The 16,611-nt window shown below is 45.4% G+C and carries 20 protein-coding genes; 15 read left to right on the top strand and 5 right to left on the bottom strand.

Going from position 1 to position 16,611, the window contains the following annotated elements:
• The first annotated feature begins 12 nt into the window (after positions 1 to 12).
• The 6 genes from C2M17_RS11430 to C2M17_RS11455 all read left to right on the top strand — a co-directional run bounded on the left by C2M17_RS11430 (position 13) and on the right by C2M17_RS11455 (position 4,600).
• Complete coding sequence (locus C2M17_RS11430) at positions 13 to 756, top strand: DUF2971 domain-containing protein (RefSeq protein WP_105200897.1); 744 nt, start codon at positions 13 to 15, stop codon at positions 754 to 756.
• A gap of 753 nt (positions 757 to 1,509) precedes the next feature.
• Positions 1,510 to 1,866 carry a hypothetical protein gene (locus C2M17_RS11435; protein ID WP_105200898.1) on the top strand — a complete coding sequence of 119 codons (357 nt, stop codon included), beginning with the start codon at positions 1,510 to 1,512 and terminating at the stop codon, positions 1,864 to 1,866.
• Positions 1,863 to 2,816 (top strand): hypothetical protein, encoded by a 954-nt coding sequence (locus C2M17_RS11440; RefSeq protein WP_105200899.1) that lies wholly within the window; start codon positions 1,863 to 1,865, stop codon positions 2,814 to 2,816. The genes C2M17_RS11435 and C2M17_RS11440 overlap by 4 nt, the downstream gene beginning before the upstream one ends.
• A complete protein-coding gene (locus C2M17_RS11445; protein WP_105200900.1) occupies positions 2,803 to 3,414 on the top strand; it encodes a hypothetical protein in 612 nt (203 codons plus the stop codon). The genes C2M17_RS11440 and C2M17_RS11445 overlap by 14 nt, the downstream gene beginning before the upstream one ends.
• 106 nt (positions 3,415 to 3,520) lie before the next feature.
• Positions 3,521 to 4,192: a hypothetical protein gene (locus C2M17_RS11450; RefSeq protein ID WP_105200901.1), complete on the top strand. Its 672-nt coding sequence runs from the start codon at positions 3,521 to 3,523 to the stop codon at positions 4,190 to 4,192.
• A gap of 15 nt (positions 4,193 to 4,207) precedes the next feature.
• Positions 4,208 to 4,600 carry a hypothetical protein gene (locus C2M17_RS11455; protein ID WP_105200902.1) on the top strand — a complete coding sequence of 131 codons (393 nt, stop codon included), beginning with the start codon at positions 4,208 to 4,210 and terminating at the stop codon, positions 4,598 to 4,600.
• A gap of 136 nt (positions 4,601 to 4,736) precedes the next feature.
• On the opposite strand, the gene C2M17_RS11460 is transcribed toward C2M17_RS11455, so the two are convergent.
• Positions 4,737 to 5,045 (bottom strand): hypothetical protein, encoded by a 309-nt coding sequence (locus C2M17_RS11460; protein WP_105200903.1) that lies wholly within the window; start codon positions 5,043 to 5,045, stop codon positions 4,737 to 4,739.
• Between the two features lie 307 nt (positions 5,046 to 5,352).
• Here C2M17_RS11460 and C2M17_RS11465 point away from each other — a divergent pair, with 307 nt between their 5' ends.
• Complete coding sequence (locus C2M17_RS11465) at positions 5,353 to 5,820, top strand: hypothetical protein (protein ID WP_158684015.1); 468 nt, start codon at positions 5,353 to 5,355, stop codon at positions 5,818 to 5,820.
• Between the two features lie 229 nt (positions 5,821 to 6,049).
• Here C2M17_RS11465 and C2M17_RS11470 read toward each other — a convergent pair whose 3' ends face one another.
• Positions 6,050 to 6,409 (bottom strand): hypothetical protein, encoded by a 360-nt coding sequence (locus tag C2M17_RS11470; protein WP_105200905.1) that lies wholly within the window; start codon positions 6,407 to 6,409, stop codon positions 6,050 to 6,052.
• Between the two features lie 322 nt (positions 6,410 to 6,731).
• Here C2M17_RS11470 and C2M17_RS11475 point away from each other — a divergent pair, with 322 nt between their 5' ends.
• Positions 6,732 to 7,040: a hypothetical protein gene (locus C2M17_RS11475; protein ID WP_105200906.1), complete on the top strand. Its 309-nt coding sequence runs from the start codon at positions 6,732 to 6,734 to the stop codon at positions 7,038 to 7,040.
• Between the two features lie 340 nt (positions 7,041 to 7,380).
• Here C2M17_RS11475 and C2M17_RS11480 read toward each other — a convergent pair whose 3' ends face one another.
• Positions 7,381 to 8,448: a metal-dependent hydrolase gene (locus C2M17_RS11480; RefSeq protein WP_105200907.1), complete on the bottom strand. Its 1,068-nt coding sequence runs from the start codon at positions 8,446 to 8,448 to the stop codon at positions 7,381 to 7,383.
• A gap of 2 nt (positions 8,449 to 8,450) precedes the next feature.
• Positions 8,451 to 9,047, bottom strand: a complete 597-nt coding sequence (locus C2M17_RS11485; RefSeq protein ID WP_105200908.1) for a TetR/AcrR family transcriptional regulator — start codon at positions 9,045 to 9,047, stop codon at positions 8,451 to 8,453.
• A 227-nt stretch (positions 9,048 to 9,274) separates the two neighbouring features.
• On the opposite strand from C2M17_RS11485, the gene C2M17_RS11490 reads away from it, so the two are divergent.
• The 5 genes from C2M17_RS11490 (at position 9,275) to C2M17_RS11510 (ending at position 13,721) form a co-directional block, all read left to right on the top strand.
• Positions 9,275 to 10,864, top strand: a complete 1,590-nt coding sequence (locus tag C2M17_RS11490) for a Na/Pi cotransporter family protein (RefSeq protein WP_105200909.1) — start codon at positions 9,275 to 9,277, stop codon at positions 10,862 to 10,864.
• A gap of 177 nt (positions 10,865 to 11,041) precedes the next feature.
• On the top strand, positions 11,042 to 11,698 hold the full coding sequence (locus C2M17_RS11495; RefSeq protein ID WP_105200910.1) for a cupin domain-containing protein: 657 nt from the start codon (positions 11,042 to 11,044) through the stop codon (positions 11,696 to 11,698).
• Positions 11,699 to 11,968: 270 nt separating this feature from the next.
• The gene (locus C2M17_RS11500; RefSeq protein WP_105200911.1) at positions 11,969 to 12,316 is read left to right on the top strand and encodes a copper resistance CopC family protein; all 348 of its coding nucleotides are present in this window, start codon (positions 11,969 to 11,971) and stop codon (positions 12,314 to 12,316) included.
• A gap of 19 nt (positions 12,317 to 12,335) precedes the next feature.
• A complete protein-coding gene (locus tag C2M17_RS11505) occupies positions 12,336 to 13,235 on the top strand; it encodes a copper resistance D family protein (RefSeq protein ID WP_105200912.1) in 900 nt (299 codons plus the stop codon).
• A 21-nt stretch (positions 13,236 to 13,256) separates the two neighbouring features.
• A complete protein-coding gene (locus C2M17_RS11510) occupies positions 13,257 to 13,721 on the top strand; it encodes a YybH family protein (protein WP_105200913.1) in 465 nt (154 codons plus the stop codon).
• Positions 13,722 to 13,875: 154 nt separating this feature from the next.
• Here C2M17_RS11510 and C2M17_RS11515 read toward each other — a convergent pair whose 3' ends face one another.
• Positions 13,876 to 15,024 carry a hypothetical protein gene (locus C2M17_RS11515; RefSeq protein WP_105200914.1) on the bottom strand — a complete coding sequence of 383 codons (1,149 nt, stop codon included), beginning with the start codon at positions 15,022 to 15,024 and terminating at the stop codon, positions 13,876 to 13,878.
• A 166-nt stretch (positions 15,025 to 15,190) separates the two neighbouring features.
• On the opposite strand from C2M17_RS11515, the gene C2M17_RS11520 reads away from it, so the two are divergent.
• Positions 15,191 to 15,445 carry a DUF3297 family protein gene (locus C2M17_RS11520; protein ID WP_105200915.1) on the top strand — a complete coding sequence of 85 codons (255 nt, stop codon included), beginning with the start codon at positions 15,191 to 15,193 and terminating at the stop codon, positions 15,443 to 15,445.
• 172 nt (positions 15,446 to 15,617) lie between these two features.
• Complete coding sequence (locus C2M17_RS11525) at positions 15,618 to 16,499, top strand: nuclease-related domain-containing protein (RefSeq protein WP_105200916.1); 882 nt, start codon at positions 15,618 to 15,620, stop codon at positions 16,497 to 16,499.
• The last annotated feature ends 112 nt before the right edge of the window (positions 16,500 to 16,611 follow it).

Consider the following 16,611-nt stretch of genomic DNA (forward strand, 5'->3'; position numbering starts at 1 on the left):
AGTTTGAAACGTATGAAAAGCTCAGAAGTCAAATACCTTTATAAGTATTACCCTATCGGGAAAAATCAGTTGAACGCTTTAGCTCAAGGTATGCTTTGGTACTCCAAACCTGCTAGGTTCAATGATCCATTTGACACCAGATTTTATGTGGATGGCAGGATGCATTCTTATGTATATGAGACAGACACTAAAAAAATTGAAGATAAGTTCGAAAGTGATATGTCTGACGCAAATGTGAGTAAGAAAGTTTCACTCCAACCGCTCTTAGATAAATTTAGGGAAGAAATAGAAGAATTGGGTATTTTATCTTTAGCAACGAGTAATAAAAACCTATTGATGTGGTCTCATTATGCTGATGAACATAATGGTATGTGCTTAGAGTTTGAAAGAATAAATGGTTGCCAATTGGCTGATGACAAAGAAACTCAGCCTGTATTTTACACAGATAATCATCCAAGACTAAGCCCTAGCTCTCTCTTAGGTAAAGAGGAGAAGCTATCCGCTAAGAAGAGAATTCTCAATGCGAAATCAAAGCATTGGGAATATGAGGAAGAGTGGAGACACATAGTTGATGTTGGTGATAGGCTTTATACATGGCCAGCTCCTCTAAAAGCTGTGTATTTTGGTTGTAAAGTGAGTGATGAAGATATAAAGCTTGTGCGAAAAGTAATTAATGACCACAAGGTTAAGTTTTATAAAGCTGATTTGAACTCTTCAACTTATGGAATGACTTTTTCAGAAGTGGATTGTATTTGATGAAAGTTTGCAGTTTCCAACATCAATGCCTCGTCGAACTGCGTTTCAACATCCAATTTTGATTAAAGTTTCCAACTTCATTTGCATGTGCTATCAAGCTAAGCTTTTGATTTAAAATTTAGCCTAGTTTCCAACTTCGATAGTTGTGATCATGAAGCCGTGTTCCTGTCGGCGTCCCCGTTCCTCACAGAGCTCGTCACCTTCAAGCGGCGAGAGTGAAACTATTCACTCTCTTGTTTCCGCTTTCAGCCATGCCTCCACCTCCGAGCGCTGCGAAGCGATGCTTCGGTCACTCGTCGCCCTCTTGGATCTCCTAGGACACCCGTAATTCGCTAATGCTTCCGAACTCATATCTTTTGTTAAACGCTCCGCTTAGTTGCTGACACGATTTAACAGCACATCCCTGTGCTGGTAAATCTAGCTCGGCGTCGTGCCTCGCTGACACCAGCACGCTCCACAACAAAAGCTGATTTCTCCAGCGCGAATTTAAACGGGGGGTAGGGTGCTGAAAGTCTCATGCTTGACTGTGTCTCTGAGCTGCTGAAAGAATGCAAAATGCAAGACTTGAACCCACTTTGGGAATTTGATTTTATTTAAAAGTAGTACTATCCAAAAAATTTTGAAATCGTTTTTAAATAGCGTTTCTTTATTTAAATAATGCTGAGATGTCGTTACAACACCTTGTTTTTATGTGCGAAGGTAAGATATATATAAACTTGATATTAGATTACACACTCTACAGGGATGTAACTTATGCACCAAGTTAGTGAAATGCCTTTTATTTTAAATTTCTCATGTGAAAGAACCTCCAGTCCTGATAGTTCAGTTTTTGGCAATTATTGTAATCAGCAAGACATGTGGGTGGATAAAAAATCAGGGCAGCCTCTGATAGACGTATTTACAAATGAAGTATCTCAATTAATGACTAAAACGCATGCTCAGGTTGAGAGTGATGATCAGTCTTATGACTTGGATCTTTTGACAAAGACTAAGGTTAATTCTGAAAGTGATGATCAAAGTTTAGACTTATTTGCATTAAAAAGTTTAGTTACTAAGACTGATGTAAGCCACGAGTCGGATGACTCCTCAGATATATTCGCATCCATATGATACTTTTAGTAACAAACCAACAAGATTTGACAACTGATTATATTGTTAGGGAGCTTAAGAATAGGGGCGTCAGCTATTACCGCTTAAATACAGAAACATTACCGAGCAGTGAATGTACTATTGGTTACGAGTCTATGGCGGATTGGAAAGTTGGTGGACTACGGGGAGAAGACGTAACTTCGGCATACCTTCGGAGGCCATTAGCACCAGAAATTGAGTCTGGTTCATTAAAACAAGAATATATTAATTTTCTTCAGTTAGAGTGGTTGGCTTTTTTAAAGAGTATTTACGGAAGATTAGAGGGGAAGTGGTTTAGCTCACCCGTAAATATTGCACTAGCTGAAGATAAGCCAATGCAGTTGGTAATAGCGAAGAGAATCGGTTTTAGTATACCTTTGGGTATAATAAGTAACGACGTAGATGATGTTATTTCTAAAACGACTAACGAAAACCTTATTATAAAACCATTGCGCCAAGCTTTGATCGAAGGTGATTCCGAGCGTGTTGTTTTTACTAGCAGAGTACCAAAGGTAAATACGGGACAGAAGAAAGCTATTTCTTTTTCTCCTTCTATTTTTCAGCAAGAAATTAAAAAGAAATACGATGTCAGAGTTACCGTTGTTGGTCGAAAAGTATTTCCAGTTGCTATTTGGTCGCAGGGCTCAGAGGTAACCCAAGTAGATTGGAGAAAAGGGGGCGACTTGGGGTTAGTTCACCAACATATTAAAATTCCCGAGGATATCGAGAACTTGTGCGTTAGGTTAGTTCAAATCATGAACTTAAGGTTTGGTGCAATAGATTTGATTTGCGACAATCACGGCAAATTTTGGTTCCTAGAAATTAACCCTAACGGTCAATGGGCATGGATCGAAAATCAAACGGGATTACCCATATCCTCTTCGATCGTCGATGAATTAATTAAAATAAGTAAGTTCAATGATAAATCCTGATTGGTTCTGGCCCACATTGCAAACTGATACCAGCCCTGGCGTTAATTTTCAAGAGAAGGCTAATCAGATTCGCGAATCTATAGATAAAAGTCCTAACTCGCCAACCATCATATTGGATGAGGTAAGACGTTTATATGATCAAGAGCAACAGCGGCGTGCATTGGTGGATAGTAAAGCTGGGGTGTATCAAGCGTCTTCAGCTGCATTTGTAGCTGTATTACTATCTATTACACCACTATTTATTGACAAATTTGATGAAATATCTTCGATAAGCCAAGGAGTTATGTATTGCTTTAGCCTATCTTTTTTAGTCATGGCTATGGTGCTTTTAGCTCGGGCACTCAGGTGGTCTCATAAAGCCTTAGCAGTATCTGTTACACATGTTCTAGATTGGGAAGCTCTGACATCAGAACAACAGTGCAAAGATTGCTTTGAAAGAAGTATTGCGAAGAAGCTATTGGTTTATCAACACAAAAATAGCATTCTTACTAATGATGTAGTCACTGATATAAAGATGGTACAAGCATTGGTTACGGCAGCTTTTTTTTGGTTCATTCTCAGCGCGTCATTCAGAGTAATCTTATACTTGAGTTCATGATATTTTCTTAAGGGTATACGACCGGGGTTAGGTCTTGCATTTTGTATTGTCCAGCAGTTGGGGTAGTTTAGGGATATGCATTTGCACATGGAATTAATCATTAAGAATGGAAGCATCAGTAGTCTTTATCGGCAAAGTCGTCGTTATCTTAGTAGGTATCGCTTCAATCGTAGGTGTTATTAGTCGTGTCTACTTGGGTCATAGTTCGCAAAGCTACAAAAGAGTTGAGTTATACCAGCAGTTACAAAAGCTCTGCGGTAGAGACGCGAGCACTAACTTGGCAGAAATCTTAGTTATCTTGCGCTTATTCACACGCGCTGATCTTACCAATAAAGAAATTGAATGGTTCATTTGGACGCCGGGTGCATTCCGCCACCTTCAAGAGTATGGAAAGAAAATCGAATTTATAGATATCGATTACGAGAAAGATTCTTTTAAATGGCGTGGGAAGTTCGATAGCTCACTGAAACGTAATGCTTTTTTGTCCTTCTTGTTTATAGCCTACTTCACTCTTGGTGTTGTCGGGGTGATTTTTATGCAGTTTGCATCAATGGATATTGTAGATAATGTCTACATCGAGTTTTTTCTGACTGTCGCATTAGGTTTTGGTGGGGCTGTTTGTTTTATTTTGGCGTATATTTCACTCATAAAATCCCTCATTCTCTTGCCTTGGGAACACTTAATCGATTCTAACCTACGTGGCGACAGAGCCGATGAACATGTCGCATCGGTAGTTGCGGATACCAAAGAAAACAAACGGCGATATATTCATTTATAAATAGAGTGATAAACGATGGACAAGAAGCTTATAGCCTCAGTTGTACTCAACCTCGTATTGGTTGCAGTGTTGCTCAAGGGAACGTTCGAACCTAAAGACCAGAAAGTGTTTATTGCGACAAAAGATCAAGTCGCTTGTTTGGAGAACTGGAAAAAGAAGACATACGCCAAACAACAAATCTGGGAGCCAGAATATTTTGATGAACACTATGTGGTGTTCGATGACTCGGTTGAAGGAGCGCGCTCTTTTGAATCTGAAATTTCTGGGTGTTTTTATGATGCGACCACAGGCACAGACCAACTCCAGGAACTGGAGCCTCTTGTTAAGTTGCTAGAGAGCGAAGGCTATAAAAACATTAGCTTTTACAAACCTCCTCAAGACTCTCGAATCACAGTGTATGGTAAATAAACAACTAGAGATAAATTAAAGGGAATTTACATGAGAGGAAAAAATAACACAGACACCCACTCTAGAAGGAAATAAAGGGGGCAGGTCTTGCCTTGGGCAGTCCATTAAATTCACCTGGCCTCTTTTATCTTCTATCTCAATCCTCTGGCCCTTTCAGGGTAAAGGTTAAGTGCTTACGCATATCTTTTAGGATCACGCCTTTTTTCAGCATGGCGGCGCTTAAGCGTTTTTGCCATTTGAGTAGGTGAGGTTCGGCGGCCTTTAGTGCTTGGTCATTTTCGAATTGAAAACATAGGAGCAGGGAGCCGGGGAACAAGTGGTATTGGACATCAAACCAGCATTGCAACATGCCGGGTATTTCTGCGCGCGCTTGTTGTTCGAGTGCATCGGCAACGTTGAGCACCAGTGCTTGTTGTTTTAGCTGGACTTTGGAGAGCTTTTTCATGGAAGTTCGAGATAAGGAGTTAGGGTAATAAAGCGTAATTATAACTGGGCCCAGAGCGCTATGGAATGCAGAATGCATTAGACAAACTAACAAGGCATCTACCTTAAGAGGTATCTCGCATCTGCCACCACGACAAGATCTTACCCGTTCTTTATTGCATATACGCCTGAACTCAATCCATTTGGTTTTATCTCAGCAACCCCTTATAGTTTTGTTTAACTTACAGACATTTGCACCAATGGGGTCAGATCTTGCTTTTTGCATTTGGCCCAACCCAAGCCAACAATCCCTGCTTGATAGGTTGATAATGATGAAGCTTTTTATTGTGTCAGTTGTGTTGCTATTTGGTTTCGTTGCTCTCCAAAATCTCGAAAGACCTCCTAATGAGTTAAGAGTGACAGATGAAGAAATAGGTATGTCCCTTGAATCCCAAAACTTTTCTTCAAAGAAGGAGATTAAGAGTTATATAGAGGAGATGTATTCGAAAAAAGAAGAGATGATTAAAGTTAAAATAGAAGAAAGGAAAGAAAAATTACAAGCGCTCAAAGTATTAGCTTTGGCATTGTTGGCAGTCGCGCTAATTTCTGTCTTCGTCATCAAGTCAGTGATTGAGAGGTTATTTTATGCTGCACTTCTGGTAATTTTTTCAATAATAGAATGGAGTAGATTTACCTTCAGTGGATTTGTAATTGGGCTTTTAGTCATAGCCTCAATCCAAGTTGTATTTTTTATCTTTAGTAAAGAAGGTAAGTTACCAGCCGAAAAAGGAAAGTGATAAGACCCCACCGTAAAAGATAGAATCTAGCCCCCCAAAAATTAATTACTTATTTTTAGCAGCCAATGAGGTCAGGTCTTGCATTGTGCATACCCAACCCAAGCCCACAGGTACTGTAAATCTCACCAAATAGCTCCGCTGTTTCAGCTCATTTCCCGTTTTAATTCGCACTTTCGATCTCGGCTTTTAAGCACAGCGTATAAATATTTAATGGCATTGCAGAGGATATTCAGGGTTTATTTTTGCTGTTTTCTTTTTCGTATTTCTCATAGAGATTAATGTCAAAAGTGTACTTAACGGTTCCAACACCCCATAAAAAGAGCATTGAAATCAGCCAGATGTTGGCTATCTCTTTTGGTATTACCCTTTCTTCTCCAAAACGGAATAGGTCGAAATACAACCCAAATATGGGTATGGCTGGGAATAAAACAAAGAACCAGTAGATAGAACCTTTGCCATCCTCAATGACGTTTCGTCTTCTTAGTTCATCGTAATAAATGAGATATAAATCACTCTCTAAATCCAACTCGCGAAGTTGTGTGAGTAGTTCTTCGTTTGTGAGTGACTCCGCTTCCTTTTCTGGGGTCATTATCGGCTGTCCATGTTTGTTATTGTTGAATAGAGGAAAATCTCAGCCATTATGTACCAACTAATGGCGCCAAGTCTTGCTTTTTGCATCTGAGCCAAGCCAATCCCACAGCCACTAAGAATCTAGCCCTAAGAGTCCGCTGTATCAGCTCATTTGCCCGTAGTTTTCAAACTTAGATCTCGTTATTTAGCCAACAGGACTACCCCTGTTCAGTTACCGTGTTATATTCATTTTAATTGTCATCATTTTATCCGCATAAGGCTGGTATCAATACCGGGCCAGCTTAGCAAATGGATGTAGCGGCGAATTTAAGAAGAGGCGTATGCAAGAATCAGATTTATTTTCACAACTGGGCCAACGCAAGCAGCAGCAAAGTGAGCTGGTCGACACGGTCAACAAACATTATGGCGATTATGTGTTTAACTCGGTCGGCGCGGTGACCACCAGTGAGAGTGTGTATTTCCCTATTAAAGAAGGCGTGCTCGCCGGCTACTGGCTCGACACGGATGCCGCAGACTATCAATCTCTGGAAGGTAAAACCCTTTCATCTATCGAAAACCTGTACTTCTTTGTCTTTACCCCGCAACAGATGCAAGAGCTGATCCTTGACGCCGATGAAGAGGAAGAGTAAGCAAACCCAGATTTCCTAGGCATAGAAGTTTGGTTAGGTCTTGCGCTTAGCCGAACCCACAATCACTCTAATCTCCACTTCGTCACACAGGTGTATTAGTTGATTTTCTGTTTAAATTCGCGCTGGAGAAATCCTCCCCTTTGTTGTCGGCCTTATCGGCAATGTGCTCCTACATTGCTCTACTACCGCCATCCATGGCGGCAAAGACCGACCTATAAACTGTTATCCATGACGGCAAAGTCTAACTTACAGTGCTTTGTTGTCGGCCTAAAAGACCGACCTACAAACCTCAATTCCACGTTGTCACACAGATGTGTGAGTTCAATACGTAGGACACTTGCTAGTTAACCTCTTCATTATGTTCACTAAAATACCGGCCGCGCTTAAGTTGCCATTGGCCTTCGCGGGTCTGGCACATGGCATAGCGAAAATAGGGCTGGATGCCGGGCCAGTGATAGCGCAGGTCGCTGAACCACACGCAGCCTTGCTCTGCCGATGTCTCTTTTGCTAACACCACCGGGTACTCGGCAAAGTCTCTAAAGGCCTTGAAGTCTGGGTGTTGCCACGCCTGGCGAATAATTGGGTCGGAGTGCGCTGGCTGTGTGTAGCTGCGCCATTGTAAAGTGCCCGTCTCGGTATAGGCCTCGGCAAAGCCCTTTACGCCAGCGGCGTGGGACAGGCCGTCCGCCAGCGGGTCTGTTGTGAACTTACTATAGGCCTGATAAATGTGTTCCTCGTCTTCGCTCAACACCTGCCAATAAAGGGGTGAAAAAGGCTGTGGCAGCAAGCGCATCGCCGCTGCGGGAGCAAGTGTCTGCTGCTGTATATGCGCCGTTAAAGTGAGTTTTATGCCGAGTACCGCCGCAAGATAGAGTAAAGGCGGGCCCAATGCCGCCAGGCGAAAGCGCTTGTTATGCCACATTTTTTTTCGGCAAATATACATCAGCAATGCGGCCAGTATCACGCTCAAGGTGAAGTAGGGATCGATGATAAACAAGAGGTCCCAGCTGAATTGCGCGTCTGACAAGGGGGCAAACCAGCGGGTGCCGTACACGGTTAGGGTGTCTGCAACTAGGTGCGAAATGATCGCAAGCCAGCAGATCTTAAAGACCAGTGCGGCGTTTGCCAGGCGCAGCAATTTACACAAGAGATAGCTTATCAGCGCCGCCCATACGGGGGAGAGCAGCAGGGAGTGAGTTTCGGCCCGGTGCCAATAGGCCAGAAAGTCCAGCGGGCTGAGCCAAAACAGCAGGTAGTCACAATCGGGAAAGAGGGCCACCGCGGCGCCGATCGCGGCCCTGAGTTCCCAGTCGGTCTTTGTGCTGGTGTCTGCACCTGCCGATGAAGGTTTAGCTGCGGGCAACTGGGCGACAAGGGCGCCAATTAATACATGGGTGAGGGCATCCAAGGCTAGGTTGCTCGCTTCGGGCGGGAGAAAAAGCCATGACCGGCATGAATGCGCTTAAGCAAGCCCCCTAACAGGGCTCTGGTTTTGGCATTATCGGCACTGTTATCGCTTAAAAAGAAATAAAAGCTGCTCAGGTAGGCGCTGGTGAGCGCAATCTCGTCGGCCACCTTAGCCAACCCCTGCTGCGGGCGCGCCGCCGCTTCTCTGAACCACTGCACGGTGCGGCTGACGCGGGTCACACCATGGGCCTGCAGGTGAAAGTGCCCGGGCTCCAGTTTATAACGCATAATATCGCGCACCACGGCCTTGTAGGGGGCCAGATAATGAAACCAACTCATGATGCAATTGAGGGTGCGCTCTTGCTCCGAGCCTACTTTAGCGGCCTCGCTGTCGGCGTAGGCGAGCATGGCCCTATCGGCGCCATCGAATAGGGCCTCGGCGATATCGTCCTTGGAGCGAAAGTACCTGTGTATATCGCTTAAACCACAATTGAGTGAGCTGGCCAGCTGCTGCAGCGAAAAGCGCTCCCAGCTCGATTGCTGCGCTAAGGCAATGGCAGCAAAGAGTATGGTCTGGGGGATAAGCATATCGGCAGCCATAAAAAGAACGCCTTAAACAAGTGGGGTGGGTGTGCTTTTAGTATAGGAAGCGGCAAGCGCAGCGACAATGAGACGGCTTACCCCGCTGCGGTCATGGGTTTTTCGTGCGTAAGCCGAGGGGATTATTATTACCCCAAAAACGAACCAAGATCGCTGGACAATATTGCGCTAACTGCATCTAAAACCTATGCTTTTTATATCTGCCTTGCTCAAAATTTGATAAGCAAATGGAAAACCTGACGATTGCCATGGCCGGATTAACCGCCATTATTCTTTTTATTTTTGGGCTTCAGAATTTCTCTCGGGAAATTGAAAGCATTTCTGGCGAGCGCTTTCGTAAGTCCCTTGGCCGGGCGACGCGCATACCCATACTCGGCGTCTTTATTGGCGCCATTGTTACCGCTTTAATTCAGTCCAGCTCCGCCACCTCGGTGATCACCATCAGCCTGGTTAACGCGGGGGTGTTAACGTTCAAAAACAGTGTGGGCATTATTTTCGGTTCCAACGTGGGCACCACAATAACGGCGCAGCTGGTGGCCTTTAAGCTTACGGTGTTTGCGCCTGTGTTTATTATGATCGGCTTTTTCTTATCGCTGACACGCAATCGTTTTTCTATCTTTGGTAAGGCCATCTTCTATTTCGGGTTTGTGTTTTTCAGCCTGAATCTGATCTCTTCTTCCTTGGCGCCATTACAAAATAATCCGGTGTTAATCGAGATTTTAACCCAGCCGCAAAATCCCCTGATAGCGATTTTGGTTGGCTGTATTTTTACCGCCATGGTGCAGTCGAGCTCGGTCACAACGGGTTTGGCTATTATCTTCACCCAGCAGGGAGTTTTGGGCCTTGAGAATGCGGTGCCCATCATCATGGGGGCCAATATAGGCACCACGGCAACGGCCATGATCGCCGTGTTTGGGATGGATATCGCCGCTAAAAAAGCAGCCTTGAGTCACCTCTTGTTTAATGTGGGTGGGGTTTTGTTGTTTTTGCCCGTTATTTTATTGTTTGGCCACAAGTTAAGTGACGTGACCATGGATCCGGCTATTGCCCTGGCTAACATTCACTTTATATTCAACGTGGTTGCCAGCCTCATCTTTATTATTTTTGTCACCCCTTTTACCCGCTTTGTCGACTTTTTGCTGGGTGAAGGGAAAATGGACTTTGAGCGCCTTGAGCTGCCGACCTATCAAGAAGACGAAGAGTTTCAGCTTATCGTGGACAGGCTTGAAACGGGTAATCAACAGCTGCTCAACTTTTTAAAGGAGAACTACAACCTCGTCACCCTAAGCTTAGAAACAAACTACAAGAGCATTCAGGACACGGCGCAAAAACGCATTGAATATGTCAACTTTATCGAAAAAGAGTACATGACTTACTTCACTTCGCTGTTAAGCAAGATGAAGGATGAAGAGCAATCGCGAGAGCTGATAATACAAATTAATCGCTATGATTATCTGTTCCAGATCCATGACTCAATTACCGATCTGTTTGAGAGCAAACGCATCATGAGTGAGCAATTTATCGAGCTGAAAAGTGATATTTTGATTCTGGTAAGAGAGTTATCGAGCGATACCTTAAATCTTTTTACAAAAACCAGTGAGCATCTAGAGGAGCCCAATAATGAGGAGATTGAGAAGTCGGCCAAGTTGTTGCAGCTGCATCTTAATCAGGCCCACCGCAAGCTGTTATTGTTACTTGCCGATACCAATAGAAAAGATGCCGGTGCGCTCACCAACTTTGTTACTTACTCACAACGGCTCAAGGATAAATTATTAAATTTCCATAAGGTGTCTTCACACATAACCGCCGAGTTATGACGCGCTGGCAAAGGAAGATAACGGGATTTCTTGGTCGCATCGCACTGCCACTATAGTCTTTGCCCTGATACTCCTTTTACCGCCTTTGGGTGAACCAAAACGCCGGTGGTGTAGTAATCTTTGCTTATTATCAAAACCAGCTGAGCGCTTGCAGAAGCGCATCAAACAGGAGCACGCATGTTAAATATGGATTTTGACCAGAAGTTAGCGATTAAAACGGCATCGCAACCCTGGCTGGCAAGCCCGGCTAAAGGGGTGTGGCGCAAGCCATTGGAGCGCGAAGGCAAAGAGTCGGGGCACACTACAAGCATAGTTAAATACGAGGCGGGCTCGTGTTTTAATCCGCATCCTCATCCTCTGGGGGAGGAGATCTTTGTACTTGAGGGGGTGTTTTCAGACGAGCATGGCGATTACCCGGCGGGCACCTACATTCGTAATCCACCTAATAGTGTGCACGCGCCCTTTAGTAAAGAAGGCTGCGTGCTCTTTGTGAAGCTCAATCAGTTTGATGAAAAGGATACGCAAACGGTGCGCATCAACACCCGGGCAACACAGTGGCAACCGGGGCAGGGTGGCCTTGAAGTGATGCCACTGCACACCTTTGAGCATGAACATACGGCCCTGGTTAAATGGCCCAAGGGCGAGCGCTTTGTGCCTCATAAGCACTTTGGCGGTGAAGAGGTTTTAGTGCTTAGCGGCGAGTTTTGCGATGAGTTCGGTCATTATCCGCAGGGCACCTGGCTGCGCAGCCCGCATATGAGTGAGCACACGCCGTACGTAAACGAAGAAACGGTGATCTTGGTGAAGGTAGGGCATGTGCCTTTTCGCTATTAGCCTTAGCGCAATACCTGTGGCCCCGGCTAGGTGGTTCAATTAAGGAACCGGCGCTGGTTTTTCGCCGTTTTTTATCACATTCCTTTTAACACCGGGGTATATCTGGTTAGATAGGGCTGCAAAACGCATTGCAATAAAGACAATAAGTAACAACGCAATGTGATAAATTTCGAATAAGACGTCGGCAGATGTACAGGTGCTGCAGGCCCGGTGTATCAGTTGTCTGCCTGTCGGCGTGATCTTATAAATAAAAAAATAATCGAGGTAACAATGAAATCATTAATTCACTTTCTTGCGGTAATCACGCTTGCGTTTAGTTCTGCGGTCTTTGCCCATGTCGATTTGAAAGCCAGTGTGCCCGCTGATAAGGCCACGCTAGCGCAAACTCCCGAGCTGTTATCACTCACATTTACCAAAGAAGTGCGCCTGGTGAAGGTATCACTAAAAAATGCGCAGGGTGAGGCCATTAAATTTGGTTTTAAGCCCACTAAGGAAGCGAGCCTTGAGCATTCCTGGGCACTTCCTGAACTTGCGCCCTCAAGCTATCAGGTTGATATGATTTTTCTTGGCCAAGACGGCCATAAAATGAAAAGCAGCGTTAGCTTTGTTGTGAACTAAGCAAGGCTAATACCCAGTGATGGACGTGTTTATCTGGAATACCATCATTGTGCTAGCGAAAATGGCCTTTTATGCAGGCTTTGCCGGTGTTGCCGGCTATGCCTTCTTGGGTCAGGTATTTGCCCATGAACAGGACCCCTTACGGCCAGGCGTATTGAGCGGCATTTGCCTGCCATTATCTCTGGTTCTGCTTGCCTTTGTCGGCAATGTTGTTTGGTTTTTTGCCAATACCGGTGCCATGGCAGAAGACGGCATTGGCGGCGCATTCGATAGCTTTATCCTGGAAATTATGTGGGATTCATCCATAGGTGCAACGGCCCAGGTGAGAGCCCTGGGCTGCCTGGCTGCCTTAGGGGCGGTGATGCTATTGGCTTGCTCTGCCAAAGCCACATTAGTTAAATGGGCGCGCCATGGCCTGTTTGCTGCCAGCTTATTAATGCTTGCCTACTCCTTTACCTTGGTCGGGCATGTTTCTGAGTTAACGGCGCTAGAAAAAGCGCTTTTAATGGTGCATGTTGTGGTGATGGCCTGGTGGTTTGGGGCCCTGTATCCGCTTAAACATGCCGTTGAGGTGCTCAATGATGATGGGCTAATAGCCCTGATGAACCGCTTTTCACGGCAGGCTAGTGTATTGGTTGGTGTTTTACTCTTGGCCGGGGCGTATATGGCGCTTCAATTGCTCAGCAGCCCCGTGGCACTGTTTGCGTCGAGTTACGGACAAACCTTACTGCTTAAGCTAGTGTTAGTGCTGTGTATATTGGCGCTGGCCGCCAGGCACAAGTTTATACTCGTTCCTCGGCTTAACAACCCGGATGGGCGGGCGGCGTTAGCTAACTCCATCACTCTAGAGATGGTCATCGCAGGGGCCATTTTGGCCGTAACCGCTTGCTTAACCAGTGTGGTAGGCCCTACTAACTAAAACAATAAAAAGAGAAGCATAATGAAATTACTAGCGGCATTTTTATTCCTACTGGCAACGACCAGCGTTGCCGTGCAAGCCCAGAGTGGCGATGAAAAAGACGCGAAACTGTTCAAAGGCTTGGACACACCAGCGGCCAAGGCGGTGCTTACCTTTAAGCAGGCCCTTAAAAGCGGTGATAAGGCGCTCGCCAAGGCACAGCTTGCCGATGATATTATTATTTTCGAGGGTGGGCGCGTAGAGCGCAGTGCCGACGAATATGCGCATCATCATATGTTATCCGATATGAAATACCTGAAAATGATGGAATCAAAAACACTGGAACATCAGGTTGAGGTTTTTGGTAACACCGCGGTTTCTGTTTCACGCAGCCATACCAAGGGCACCTATAAGGATAAGCAATACGATTATGAGAGCATGGAAACCATAGTGCTGGAGCAACAAGACGGACAGTGGAAAATCAAGCATATTCACTGGTCTAACTAAGCCCTGGCGCCACTAGAGCCCTGAGCCTGACTGCCAGGCCAGACGCACTCGCAAGTGATTGCATTCAAGTGATTATCTTGATGCATAACGCTAATAAAAAAGCGCCCTAAGGCGCTTTTTTATTGTTCTTGCTCGCCATTGGCGCAGGCAAGCGCTAAATGGCCGTGAGGCTGTGCTCCAGCATGGCCTTAATCTGGGCCACGATTTTTGCCTCCACTTCAGGTTCAAACTGGGCGATACGCGGGGTGTGAATATGCCCGGTGGGAATGTCGGAATTGAGCTCGTTGCGCAGGCGAATACTGCGATAGGAGATCTCGTTCGATAAATAGCCGCCACCGCCGCCGTTAACCGCAATCGCGTTTTTAAGCTCATCCAGGGTCTTGGGCTCAAAGGTTTTTTCCAGTGTGGTGACCTTGTGGTTGTCGATAACCTTGTACGGGCCCTTGGCCTGCTGCATTTGCGCTACCGGCAGGCTGAATTGCACAAACTCATCGCCAGGTAAGGGGCGGCCATTGAGGCTGGATATTTTCGGTGCCGTTTGCGTGCCGCCATAGACGATATTGGCGTTATCCGGCGCGGTGACACTGCGACGTTTGCCGGGAAAGCGCTCAAGGTCGAAGTCTTTACGGCCCATGCTCACGGTGACCACCATATCAACGTTATTCAGGGCGTAATAGGGGGCGAGAATTTCTTCAATCAGACCCTGGTCAAAATCCTCATAGCGTACCGGGATCATCACTGTGTTGATTTCCGCTTGCACGCCCTTGTGGCTTATCACCTGGCCATCGAGTAACAGGGCGGCCACGCCGGAAGGGTTACTCTGGTTGATGTTTTTATCGAGCAAGAAGGGATCAAAGCCGGTCAGGAGAATCTTTTTCTCTGTGCCCTTGGTATATTCAAGGTCATCGCGGCCACGGCTGCCGTGCTCTAACAGAGCCAGTAAGGCGGCTTGCTCAGCAGCGCTCATCGTAAACGCGGGCTTAACCGAGCGTATTACTTTGCTGGAGTGCAGGCGTGCCCAATAGAGCTCGCGATCTTCATAACTTGCGCTGCTGGTAAGGCGTTGCTTGGCGCTTTGCCATAGTTCGCTGGCGTGCGCTTGCACCCGTTTTTTTGCTTCGGCATAGCTTTTGGCGCCTTGCCACTGCTGTTCAAATTGACTGATATCAGCGCTAAAGGCGCTTAATACCTGAGGCATGGCGCTGGTGGCTTTTTCAATGCGCAGCTCTTCAACCGTAAGGTTGGCCGCAAATGCTGGTAAGGTGGATAAAACAAGGCCAGAAGCCAGAAGTGCTTTGATCATAGTGGTCCTATACAGTGTCAATGCCTAGTTGGATGCTTGCGTTACTATCCTATGTCTCATTGCCCAGCGCAAATAAATCAGCCGGTTGTTTTGGTGCGCTGATGATTGAGCATTGCTGCGGTATTACCTACAATAGCGGCACATTTATAAATTAAGAAAAATCATCATGACAGACACAAATGCAAAACCGGCCATTCCAGACATGCTATCTATCAACCCGCGTAGCAAGTTCTACAACGAAGAAATTCTACAGCATGAGATTGGCGTGCGTTTTAACGGCAAAGAGCGTTTCGACGTAGAAGAATACTGCATCAGCGAAGGTTGGATTAAGGTAGCCTCACCTAAGGCGCTTGACCGTCGCGGCCAACCACTACTGCTTAAAAGCAAAGGCACGGTAGAAGTTTTCTATCGCGAATCGTAAGGGTTTATTTTGATTTTAAAAAAGCAGGCTGCAATTGGCCTGCTTTTTTGTGAGTGGGTAACTTGGCTAAGTAAAGATATTTAGCCTCTTCGCCCGCCAGCACTAAGCTGTCGTTTTTCAAAAGATTTACACCAAAATTAAAATTACTATCGTTATGTAATTAAAGGGATTTATGAGTAACTTACTTCTTTCCATTCTGCCTGCGTTTGTGGTTGCCGGAGGGATATTTCTAGTCGCTGTACTTATGTGGGTATTACTACACAGGCATCAGCAAAAACATCGATTGCCAATTGAGCGCAGCAAATTAATCCGAATGCCAGCTCAGCACCTTAATCAACAGATTGCGGAAACAGGTGCTGAAGCCTTAGGGCTAGCAGGGGCTTTAACGGGGGTCATGTCTATACCTTTTTTAATGGTGGGCTTTCGACACTTTGACTTTTCTTCGTTCTCAAACTTACTTTTACTCGTTGTAGCATTCGTAGGCTTGATTTATATCTTGGCGAAGGTGAGGCGACTTTTTAAGGCTCTCATTAAACTCAAACTAGGTCGAGATGCAGAGTTAGCATCAGCCAGTGAGTTAATGAAGCTACAAGCAAATGGGTATCAGGTATTTCATGATGTTCAAGCTGATGGCTTTAATATTGACCACCTTGCAGTAGGCCCTCAGGGTATTTTTGCAGTTGAAACAAAAGGACGTCACAAACGAGTTGCCGATGAAGAGAATGGCAAAAAAGCTTATGCCATGTTTTATAAAGATGGCTTGTTACATTTTCCTTCTTGGCAGGAGCGAGAGCCTATAGAGCAGGCTCAGCGTCAAGCAAAATGGGTCAATGAATGGCTAATTAAAGCCACTGGATTGTCGCATTTACAAACGACCCCTGTCTTGGCTTTTCCTGGCTGGTGGGTTGAGGCTAAAACTAAACCGCCATTTCCAATTGTCAATCATAAACAATTACACAGGACACTCTTGAGTATGAGAATTTGTCCTTTAAGTGACGCTGAAATCTCGCAAATAAGTTATCAAATTGTGCAGCGTTGCACTCAGGGAGAGTAGCGGGACCAATTCCTAAAACTTAGCCTTGACCCTTATCCAATTGTCGGTGATTTGTTTCGGAAAAAATTAAAGAGGCCAATTTTATCCAGGGCAAATCAAGTAAGCGCCAAAT

The organism is Pseudoalteromonas sp. T1lg10 (assembly GCF_002964545.1).
In the GTDB taxonomy this organism is placed as follows: Bacteria; Pseudomonadota; Gammaproteobacteria; order Enterobacterales; family Alteromonadaceae; genus Pseudoalteromonas.